The organism is Bradyrhizobium sp. 62, from assembly GCF_023073035.1.
Classification (GTDB): Bacteria; Pseudomonadota; Alphaproteobacteria; order Rhizobiales; family Xanthobacteraceae; genus Bradyrhizobium.
In genome coordinates, this window is record NZ_JADPIT010000030.1 from 1298 (window position 1) to 11938 (window position 10641).

A 10641-nucleotide genomic window follows, 5' to 3' on the forward strand; every position below is an offset into this window, starting at 1 on the left:
TTGCTAGGATTTCTCGACGGGGTCCTACGCAAAACGGGGTTGGCTCCCGAGCTCCTGCAGCTCGAGGTGACCGAGAGCATGGTGATGCAGAACGTCGCGCATGCGACTGCGGTCATGCAGGCCATCAATCGTCGCGGTGTTCGTCTGGCAATAGACGACTTCGGCACGGGCTATTCGTCTCTCTCATTGGTGAAAAGCTTTCCGATTGACACGATAAAGATCGACCGTTGCTTCGTTGGACAAATTGGCCAAAACGCTCAAGACCGCGCGATTTCCGCAGCCATCATCACGCTCGGACAGGCGCTTGGTCTGACAGTAGTTGCCGAAGGGGTGGAGACCGCCGAACAAGACTCTATTCTAAAGGCTTTCAACTGCCATGAATTTCAGGGCTTCCTGTTCAGTCGCCCCGTGTCGGCCGACGAAATTTCGCGGTTGTTAGATGGCAGCCAACTCATGGAGCACCTAGCGTCTCCCTGCATCGTGCCGACGGGCGAGAAGGAAGCACCCAATGTGCTTGGCGTTCCAGCTTTTGGCGAAACCGTTTAGTCCATGTGACCGAGGCGCGGAGGCTTCGCGATGTTGGCGAGCTGTCTGGATGGCTTCGCCGGCATGGAGGACCTCGAACGCGAAGTATGGGCTCCGACCCACTTTCGTCCGAAGCCGCCCCGGTTGCCGAGACGCCGGAATTGCCCCACGGTGAGACGACCGCGACGCCCATGCCGGCACCGAACGACGGCAGAGCGAGCGTCAGGGCGAGAGACGCTGCAGCCCCGCCAACACGGCCGCCCCGGAAATGCCGGCTACCGATGGCTTGACTTGGTCCGCCACGGTAGAGGCACCATGGGTGTTCGCCGCCGTCGCTAGAAGCGCTCCAGCAGCCACGGCACTCACGGTGCAATGACCCGAAAGGCAGCGCCGTCCAAGGTTAAAATGGGCAATCGTCCGGTTTAAATTGGCGACCCGCCTGGTGATTCATCGCATGCCGGTGCCGTAAAGCTGGCGTTCTCTGCGAACTTCTTCTGCGCCATAAGGCTGTGCAGATGGATCGTAATTCTTCCATCCAGCCTTCTGCCAGGCTGCGCTCCGGTCGCGCAGATTGACGGCTGACTCGTTCAGGATTGCTTCGTATCGCGCGCGGTCCGCGTCCGGCACACGAGCCGACACCAGCGTACCGCCGCGCCGCACACCTTCGGCATAGAGCGGAGCTTCCTCATCGGATACGCCGGCCTGCGTCAGTGCCCCGACGACGCCGCCCGTCGCGCCGCCGGCAACCGCACCAAGCGCGGTCGACGCGAGCCATCCGGCCGCCACGACCGGACCCAAGCCGGGGATAGCCAATAAACCAAGGCCCGCGAGCAAGCCGGCAGCGCCACCAAGACTTGCGCCAAGACCCGCACCCGCCGCCGCACCTTCCGCCCGATCGTCAACCCCATCGCGATCGCGATCGACCTTGTTGTCGGTGCTATACCAGTTGTCGGAATTGTTCGCGACGATGCTCAGATCCGAATGCGGCACACCCGCGGCCTCCAGGCTGGTCAACGCGCGCTGCGCATCGGAATAGTTATCGTAGAGACGTGAAATTGTGATGGTCATCTTGAAGCCTCATTTTCTTTACTGCTGCGCGCAGCTTTATTTGGCAGCGTTCACGTTGCCCTGGAAATCCAGGCTGACCGCGCTTGATGCACCGCCTTTACTGGCCTTTCCGCGCCAAACGCCGTTCTTGTCCTTCTTCAGGGATGTAACGTTGGTGTAGCCGGCGTCCTCGATCTTGGATTTTGGCTTGGCCTTCGGTGAAGCTGTTGGCTCCTGCCACCGGCTTGCTGGAATTGTTCTGGCCTGAACTGTTGACCGCATTATTGTTTGGCCGATCGGCCGCCGGCGGGTTTTGCGCAAAGGACGGCCCGGCCAGAAGCGAAGCAGCCAACAGCAGCAGAAGAATATTTTTATACATATCGCGATCTGCAGTATTGGGATGGTACAACATAGGCTAGCCTGAGAAGTTCCAAGTTTTCCCGGTCCGCCGGCTTGGAGCCAGGTGCGTCGGCGTTAAGAGAGATAAGACGAACGTCTTAGATGAGATGAGCTGGGGAGGGTGCGTGGCCGATCTAGTTCGACCATCCAGATCTTCAAAAGCAGCATGGGTCTGTCGCGCCGCATGTGTCGCATATTCGTGCTGAGTACATTCGGGCCCCTGCGGCCGAAGTTTGCGCGCAAGGCCGTAAAAGCCGCGTGCATGCAGGAAGGCCTGAATCGGGAATTGGTGATCACCGGTCATGCGATGTCGGAATGACCGGCCGGCTTGGATTTTGTCATCTTGTTGCCTGCGCGATTCCAAGCTACCGATACTGCTGGCGACCGGTTTTACCGACATTGAAGGCGAATTGCCGATAGACCTTCCGCGGCTTTCAAAGCCGTCCACGCAGGAGCAGCTGTCGATGGAGATCGCGGCGCTTTCAAAGAGCGGAAGAAGTGGTAGCTCGGTGACAATGCGCGGATACACGAGCCTTGGACAGGCTGTACGAAGGCCGTCGAAGGTAGGCATACCGGGGCAATTTTCCCGGACGAGCCAGCACTTGTTACCGCGACAAAGTGTCGAAGAGGCAAGCGTCTTTGGAGTCGACCAAGCGTGCCAACGACTATAGTCGTTCTTGCTGAATGGCCAACGCAATCCAGAAGCTCATCGCCGCGCGGCTTCTTCGCGCAGCTCAGGGCGGGGGCACTCTCGGCTCCCTGCAAATAGTAGCCGGCACGCAATACAGTTGACACAGAATGGGCTGCCCAGTGGTGCGTTTCCCGCGAGTGTTGCTGTTCCGTCGCCTCATTTCCCGCTAACCGGCATTACTCTCCCGCCGAGGAGTACGATGTACGACGTCTATGTAAACAAGAGAAATGGTCTGCTTATTGTCGCGCGCGGCCGTTCCCTTCCGTCGAAGGCGACCGGCGTCTGGCGCAAAAAGAGGACAGTCCGGTCCGTCAGCGATCAGATTAGAGACGACGTCCGCCTTGTCGGCTATCATTCACGCAATCTAGCGACTAACCCAAAAGCCCGGTCAACTATCCCGACCTAATTTGATCATTAGAACTGCATCCAAATGAGGGCGCGGTTTACAGACCATCATCGCAGGCATAACAGCGACCTCCTTCCGGCTGCACTATCAGTTTTGGTCCGGCTGGTCGCGACTCATTCTTCGGTGGTGTTGAAGCAACCGATCGATGCGAAGGTACCACTGCTCGTACCGTTAACCAAAAAATCAGGTCGCCTTGCTGCCGGCCAAATGTCGTCTACGCTTGAAGCCTCGGTCTGGAGCATTTTATAGTGATCAAGGTCGTTGTCCTTGGATTCATATGTCTAGGTAGTATCGGAGCTATCGCTGCCGCTGGGTCCAAATCCGCTCCGGTATTGATGACGTCAATCACCTATCCCGCCGTCGCAGGCGACAAGGCTGATCGGCTATCGCTAGTCAGCACCCAAGTCATCCAAAAAGCTGTCGAGAAGGTGGTCCTTGCGTCCATCCCACCCTCCGAGCCGCCGACCCCACCTCAGCCTCAGCCGAAGGAAGTAGATAAGGCGAGTGCGCCGGAGTTCATTCCCCGCCACTGGCACGACCCTAATGACACCCGCGTCAGCGCCAGGAAGGCAAAGGCGGAGTCTAAGAAAAGTACCTCGCGAAAGGCCTCCGCCACAAAGTTGGCTGATGCGCAAGAGTGCCGAGCAGATGGCGTAAGCTCCATGCTGCGCAAGCTTAGCTTGCAGCCCGCCTGCTCCCGCTAATTCCTGCGGAAGGAATTGTGCGCTGCGTCTAGAGTTGGCTTTCTAACTGCTGAAGTCAAATGGCAGGCACGTTTCGTTGCTGCCGCGGGCGGTTCTCATGCATACTCACGTATGCGCGGCTGAACAGCTCACCAGAATGGCTGAACAGCTTGTGCTGCAAGGGAGGACAACGATGCGTTATTCTTACGTCAAGCTTGTCTATTCTACCGCAATCACAGCGGCACTTGTTGCAACGATCCCATCAAGCGCGAATGCTCAAAAGAAATACGACGCTGGCGCAACGGACGCCGAAATCAAGGTCGGCAACATCATGCCGTACTCTGGTCCCGCATCCGCATATGCAACGATTGGAAAGACCGAAGCCGCCTACTTCAACAAGATTAACTCCGAAGGCGGCATCAACGGCCGCAAGATCAACTTCGTCTCCTATGATGATACGTACAGCCCGCCGAAGACGGTCGAGCAAGCCCGCAAGCTGGTCGAGAGCGATGAAGTTCTGCTGATCTTCAACCCCTTGGGCACGCCCGGTAACACCGCAATCCAGAAGTACATGAACTCCAAGAAGGTGCCGCAACTATTTGTCTCGACCGGAGCAGCCAAATGGAACGACCCGAAGAACTTCCCGTGGACTATGGGATGGCAGCCGAGTTACCAGGTCGAAGCTCGCATCTACGGCAAGTACATTCTGCAGAACTACCCCGGTAAGACTGTCGGTGTGCTTTATCAGAATGACGATTTTGGGAAAGACTACGTCACCGGCTTGAAGGATGGCCTCGGCGACCAAGCCGGCAAGCTTATCGTTGTTGAGGCAGCGTATGAGACGAGCTCGCCTACCGTCGATTCCCAGGTGGTGCAGATCAAGGGCGCAAACCCCGACATCTTCGTCAATATCGCCACCCCAAAGTTTGCCGCTCAGGCCATCAAGAAAGTCGCCGAACTAGGCTGGCATCCCGTGCAGTTCCTGACCAACGTCTCTGGCTCTATAGGGGGGGTTATCAAGCCTGCGGGCTTCGAGGCCAGCCAGGGCATTCTGTCTACCGCATACCTCAAGGACCCCAAGGATTCAGAATGGAAGAACGACGCATCGATGAACGAGTGGCGATCTTTTATGACGAAGTGGTACCCCGAAGGTGATCTCGACGACTCTGCGACTGTCTTTGGCTATGGTGTTGCTAAGGGTTTAGAGCAAGTCCTCCGTCAGTGCGGTAACACGCTGACCCGTGAGAATGTAATGAAGCAGGCAGCCAACCTCGATTTTGAGATTGGAATTTACATTACTGGCACACGTATCAAAACAGGCCCCGACGATTTCGCCCCGATCGAGCAGCTCCAGATGATGCGATTCAAGGGAGAAAGCTGGGAGAGATTCGGGCCGATCATGAGCGGTGCGCGAGGCTCCTGACCACGCTCCTGGCCGCTCCGCCCGTACATCGAATTGCGCGTGCGAAGCGGCCAGACGTTGAAAGTCTTGCGAAGAGAATTGTCGGATGAGGAAATGCCGATTTTTCGCTACCAAGTAATTCATCAAATTCGGGTGCCAACACCGACAGCGGCTGTCGTAAGCTATTCGCGCGGAGGGATCCGAGCCCACCGGCAAGAGGCTTGAGCTTCTTCTCAGGCGGAGCGAACAGCGCCTTTGTCCTCATCACGCAATCATCAAACGTGGCGATCGCCGCTTTGGCGGCCGATGCTATCTGATAGCGTTTTAGGGTATGGTGGTCGAGGAAACTCTTCTTCCTTTACCGCTAAATTGAAGATGCATTTCATTCCACAATCGTGACGCTGTTCTGTGTTAGGGCCGTCAATGTAAGGGTTCCGGGAGGTAACTGGTCTTGTACCGATGGTACGCCGTAAAGTTCGATCTGCAATTTCCCGCTAGACATGTTTCCGCGTAAACAGCAGCTGCACAAAAAGAATGCGGTATTGAGCTGGAACGGCAGCTATCACCAACAGGTTACTTCGGCGAGATCGCCATCCGCCGCTCGTCGCGGCGCCTGTAGCAGATAGCCAAAGGTCGTAGACCCGCACAATCCGCGCTCGCGAGGGATAGCCAGAGGTGGCGATCTCGAAGTCATTTCGTCTCGCAACGGAGCGGGCGATGTTTTTGACGTTCGAACGATTGTCTCCGACCGAGCGAGCTCGAGAGTTCGAGTGCCCTAGATGCGAAGGTTGACCGCGGCTTGTAAGAGTCAATCCGCAGCCACATGGGCCAGCCGATTGCCTCTTCGAATGCACATGCAGCGTCCAGATCTGGGATAGGCTCAGGCCAACTCGCGAGCTCGTTGACTAAGATGCTGGAGGTGCTTCCATACTTTGCTATCTTGTTTCCACTGATTGGACTCGACAGCCGTTGAAGCATGTTGACCGTCGCACCGCACCCGAATGAACCTCTAGCCTAAACGTCATACCTGCGAATATATGCTCGAGTAAGTACCGCAGTTGAAGGTACGAGGCAGTCTTCTGGCGGCTCCTGATGTTGTTTTCGCTAATTGTTTTTTTGAACTGCGCTGATATCATTTACAGATCTTCTTTGCCTTTGGAATCGCTCCTCAGATAGCGCCGAGCCGGCGAGCGGTCGAACCTAGAGATCGCCTTCGTTAAGCCGTTGCGGGCCTCGCAGCTGGCGGAGTTGCCTGGCATCACCTTCCGGCATGATCGGACGCCGCCGAGACCGAGTTCTCCGAACTGGTAAGATACGCCGGCAAGAAGGTGGGCTCGCCGCGATGGATCAAACACCCTCTCCTCAACGTGTTGCTGTTGCCGATGCGAGAGCGCCTGGACCATTCTGCATTGTGGGACTGGGATGGCGCTTGTCGGCCAAATAATCCGGGGCCCGCTTGTCGTGTTTTGTTTTCGGACTTGCCCTCGTTGACTAAGCTTCAACCGACGTTTACGCCCTGTAAAGCACGGGCGCAGATAAAGCTACGCCAGTCCACAAATGGGCATGGCGTCGGTCGGTTTTGCCTCCGCACCGAGGCGCGAGCGGCCTCAGCTCATCACCCTTCCAAAGCTGAGGAGGTCGCTTGCTTTGACTAGATCCGAATCTGCTGTGGCGAATTTGCCGACGGTCCGCAGCAAGCAACGCTAGTGGCCGCAGTAGGAACCGCGGCCGGTCGGTCAAGCCTCAGCCAGACTGACCTATGAGCAGACACCGGTAGTCTGCTGCATCGCCCGATACAAATCGTCCTCGGAAAATGGCTTCCGGATCAGGGGAAATCCGTCGCGCCGTCGCTCTCGCCCTGACAGTTGGAGAACCTTCAGCCCGGGGCGGAAACGGCTCGCGCGTTCGGCTAACTCATGGCCATCCATGTTCGGCATGTTGATGTCGGTGATAAGGATGGAGATCTGCTCATGGCGCTGCAAGAGCTCCAACGCTTCTGAACCGCTGCGGGCGCGAACGACTCGGCAACCGATCTCCTCAAGCATGCTGGCGATGACATCGAGCACCGCCGGATCGTCGTCAACGAGGAGAACCGTATGAGTCATGGAGCTGCAACGCCTCGAATCTGCCCGGGTTCCGTCAGGCGCTCGGTTGCGGCCATGGATTTAGCTAGCCGGGTTCTAGGCACTGAACTCAGCTTAAGTTCAAGGAAGAAGAGGGAGGTTAAGGCGGCGGAAGCAGCTGGAGCCCTTCCAGAATCGCCTGGCAAAATGGAATTCGAAGGTTCGGAACGAGGCTGTCGAGCTTGGCGGTTGGCAATCAGGAGACGAACTCCTCAAGGAGCCTCAAAGCGGAAGGGCCTCCTTCGATGATCAAGAGCGCCAGTGAAGCTGCTTTACGGCACTCGCGGCGTTCAGCTCGAAACCGCGCGGCGGATTGCTCCCCTCGTGAAAGCGGCTTGGGGAAAGTTCCCGTAGAGACGCCGCCGCAGGCTGTGAACGCGCGGGTTGGATCATGACAACGCAATCGGACCTGCGTTCCTTCCGGGCGACTGATCTCACTTGTCCCCGATCGGCCCATTATATGCCGACAAACGCTCGACATTCCCGGCGACGATCTTTTTGTAATGATCGAGCACCTCGCCGCAGTCGCCGCCACGAATGAAAATCGTGCAGGCCTCCCCGGCGCCATCGAGCTTTTCGGTCACCATTAGGAACATCTCGTCGGTGGTGCCGGTGCCTGCTGCGATTCGGCGCAGCCGCCCTTCAACAACCTGGAGGGCGGCGGCCACAAGGATGAGCATCGAATACCAGATAATCATGAGAGCTCCGAGATGGGCTGATAACCTAGCGCAACATCAAAACAGGCGTGAGCCGCAGATTAAGCCACGGTGACAGCGCCGGTTCCTACGCATGATTCCGTCTTCTCTTTAAAGGAGGCCAGGCGGCGAGGACTGCTCTGCCTCCAGGCAAGCACAGGTTGCCTTCGCGAATTCACTTGACGCGGCTTCACAGGAACGAACTACCTGAGGCGGTCTAGACGAAGGAAATCGCGGCTTGAAAGTCATTCGGCTAGAATTGTCGCGCCAATCGGCCTTCCCTGCGTTGCCTTCGCCCAAAAAGGCCACGGCGGCGGATCTTGGAGCGCAAGCGCCGCCTCTTTCGCCAGGGAAGGCGAAGGCGCGACCTCCTCGCCTTCAGGCGTGACCGGCACTTCACCGGTACTGTAACCGCTCCCGGAGCTGTCCCGTCTCGCGCTAACCAGGGCACGAGAGACAGAAACGGATTGGCTGGTGGCGGACAGGCGCGGCACGAATTCCGCAGGCGCTGCAACTTCTTCGGGATCTTCAGGCGCCACCAGGGTGCCTGCAGGCGGCACCTCGTAAAACCAACGACGACGAACCAGCAGGATAGTGACGTTAAGATAGATCAGGGGAGGAGCAAGACGGATGGGAAGATTTGCAAAAGCTGCTGAAGGGCGTTCTCTATCCCCGTCTGGCGTTTTCCCTCGCCCAAACAGCAGGCGCGAGTACCCGGTGCCACCAATCACCGTGCGCAAGCTCCAGCAGAAGCGCGGATCGGCAAATATCGCAACGCCCCGGGCAGAACTTCGTGATCCGCGGATGAAGCGCTGGAAAACAAGATCAAGAGTATCTGCGGCAGCTGGTAACCAAAGCGCTGCTGTCCTTCACTTCGACTTTTTGCTCTTTTTAGGCGTCCTTTTTGCTGCTCGCTTCGCTGCTCTTTTCGACTTATCCTTCGTAGCTGCTTTATCCGGGGTCTTGCTGGGCCTTCCGGCCAACTTTTCCGGTGCCGCTTTCCTCGAAGCCTTCTTCACAGTCGTTTTCCCGCGGGCCTTGGCCGCCCTCAAGATTTTGCCACGCGCTTGTTCGCTCTGAACGCAGGAGCGCGGCGTGTCATTCGCGTTGCACGAACGGGCGTTGCTACCGCAGCCCTTGGATTCTCGGCCCGCTCGTCAGCGATATCCGCGTTCGTGCCCGGCTCGAGTGCGTTGGCGGCTGCTGCCGCGCCTTTCACGATGTCTTTCACCACGTCAGAAATTCTGTCGACCATCGATTTGTCTTTGGCCATCTGCCCTCCTGAGTCGCCGCCAAGGATAGTTCATTTCAGGGTCGCGGGCCGCGGGATTGTGGCGACGGCGTCGCTCCATCAATCTTTGGTGGGGCTTGCAGAAGCGACCTTCTTCGCCTCGGCGTTTGCCTCGTGCGGACATGCGCCAAGGGATGCGGCGGACGCAGCTCCGCGTGCCTCTTGAAAGCGGAGTCTTAACCGACCGGCGTCCGTAAACCATGCCGGGGCTCGCCATAGCGGCAGCGATCACCGCGTCGGCTGCGCCTTACTTTGCGATTCCAATGGAAGAGATTGCTGCTCGCGCCCCGTCCCTTCAGCGCTGCTTTCATGAACGGCGTCGCGATCGCAACGGAAACACCTGTGCCATCTGCAAGACGTTGAGTTACGTACACCTAGGTCCAAAGTTTCCAGATCCGCTTGTTCCTTCGGCCGGAACATTCGGTTCCGACCTTGGAACTTACCGCTTTGAAGTTCGTTCGAACGCTATAGGAGATGCCCCATGATCCTTGAAAGCTTCGATCGCCGCACCCTCGCAAATATGGAAGCCGCCCTTGAGCGAGTCTGCACGGGCAGGGCCGACGGCGCCGATCATGAATTGAGATCCTTCATTGCCGAGAGCATTGTCGCCTGCGCGAGGAAGGGGCAGACTACGCTCGGCGCGTTGAGTGAAGCGGGAGAAGCCGCGCTGGCGCGCTGGGCCATCTCAGACAGAAAACAGGCCTGAGCGCCCTAACCCGTCGCGCGATCGGTGGCCCCGTCGGTGGCAGCTTCCTTGCCGGCGCGCGGCAACCAGCGCCATACGCCCAGCACGTTGATCACGAGAAGGACGGCGTTCTGGATGATGAGCGAACTCTTCGGCTCCATTACCCCGTCGGCGATCCATGCGACGGATGCCGCGATAAAGAGAGCGAAGCCGCACACGGTAATGCGCGCATTCCAGTTCGCCGCCACCATGGCGGCAGCGATTATCGTCATGGCGGCTGCCACGGTTCTTAATACTTCAAGGCTCATGCCTAGCTTCTCAGAAACAAGGGCCGCCCGGGGCTGCCCTCTCGCCTGCATGTAGCTAACAAATTAAGCGGCTTTCCGGTTCACGCTGCGCAGCGCCATGGTGTTGAGCTTCTCGTCTGTCGCCTTTTCCTCGTCGAGATTCTGCTGCAGGACCGTGGCGCAGTCGTCGCGGCCAAGCATTTTCGCCCATGCGATCAGGGTGCCGTACCGCGTGATCTCATAATGCTCGACGGCCTGGGACGCCGCGATCAGCGCCGCATCCAGTACCTGTTTGTCATCGATATCGCCCGCGACTTCGCTCGCTTCCTTCAGGATGCCGTCGATCGCCGGACAATCCACGCCCTTCGCCTGGACGCCCTGCATCTCGAAGACTTTCTCAAGCCGGG

The 10641-nt window shown here is 58.0% G+C and carries 10 protein-coding genes and 1 pseudogene; 4 read left to right on the forward strand and 7 right to left on the reverse strand.

Going from position 1 to position 10641, the window contains the following annotated elements; all coding sequences use genetic code 11:
- The coding region (locus IVB47_RS27675; RefSeq protein WP_247465992.1) for an EAL domain-containing protein at positions 1 to 546 on the forward strand (546 nt) is incomplete at its 5' end.
- Between the two features lie 426 nt (positions 547 to 972).
- Here the strand turns inward: IVB47_RS27675 and IVB47_RS27680 are convergent.
- Entirely contained in the window at positions 973 to 1593 is a 621-nt protein-coding gene (locus tag IVB47_RS27680; protein ID WP_247465995.1) for a hypothetical protein, read from the reverse strand.
- Between the two features lie 36 nt (positions 1594 to 1629).
- A pseudogene (locus IVB47_RS27685) lies at positions 1630 to 1951 on the reverse strand (hypothetical protein).
- Positions 1952 to 3944: 1993 nt separating this feature from the next.
- Between IVB47_RS27685 and IVB47_RS27690 the strand changes: the two are divergent.
- Positions 3945 to 5174, forward strand: a complete 1230-nt coding sequence (locus IVB47_RS27690; RefSeq protein ID WP_247465998.1) for an ABC transporter substrate-binding protein — start codon at positions 3945 to 3947, stop codon at positions 5172 to 5174.
- Positions 5175 to 6910: 1736 nt separating this feature from the next.
- Here IVB47_RS27690 and IVB47_RS27695 read toward each other — a convergent pair.
- Entirely contained in the window at positions 6911 to 7258 is a 348-nt protein-coding gene (locus IVB47_RS27695) for a response regulator (protein ID WP_247466001.1), read from the reverse strand.
- Positions 7259 to 7710: 452 nt separating this feature from the next.
- Complete coding sequence (locus IVB47_RS27700; RefSeq protein ID WP_247466004.1) at positions 7711 to 7974, reverse strand: hypothetical protein; 264 nt, start codon at positions 7972 to 7974, stop codon at positions 7711 to 7713.
- A gap of 714 nt (positions 7975 to 8688) precedes the next feature.
- On the opposite strand from IVB47_RS27700, the gene IVB47_RS27705 reads away from it, so the two are divergent.
- Entirely contained in the window at positions 8689 to 9051 is a 363-nt protein-coding gene (locus IVB47_RS27705) for a hypothetical protein (protein ID WP_247466007.1), read from the forward strand.
- Here the strand turns inward: IVB47_RS27705 and IVB47_RS27710 are convergent.
- Complete coding sequence (locus IVB47_RS27710) at positions 9020 to 9244, reverse strand: hypothetical protein (protein WP_247466011.1); 225 nt, start codon at positions 9242 to 9244, stop codon at positions 9020 to 9022. The two genes, IVB47_RS27705 and IVB47_RS27710, sit on opposite strands and share 32 nt — an antisense overlap.
- 499 nt (positions 9245 to 9743) lie before the next feature.
- Here IVB47_RS27710 and IVB47_RS27715 point away from each other — a divergent pair, with 499 nt between their 5' ends.
- Positions 9744 to 9968, forward strand: a complete 225-nt coding sequence (locus IVB47_RS27715; RefSeq protein ID WP_247466015.1) for a hypothetical protein — start codon at positions 9744 to 9746, stop codon at positions 9966 to 9968.
- Positions 9969 to 9973: 5 nt separating this feature from the next.
- On the opposite strand, the gene IVB47_RS27720 is transcribed toward IVB47_RS27715, so the two are convergent.
- The gene (locus tag IVB47_RS27720; RefSeq protein ID WP_247466018.1) at positions 9974 to 10255 is read right to left on the reverse strand and encodes a hypothetical protein; all 282 of its coding nucleotides are present in this window, start codon (positions 10253 to 10255) and stop codon (positions 9974 to 9976) included.
- Between the two features lie 63 nt (positions 10256 to 10318).
- Positions 10319 to 10641: DUF892 family protein (locus IVB47_RS27725; RefSeq protein ID WP_247466021.1), on the reverse strand; the 323-nt coding region annotated here is incomplete at its 5' end.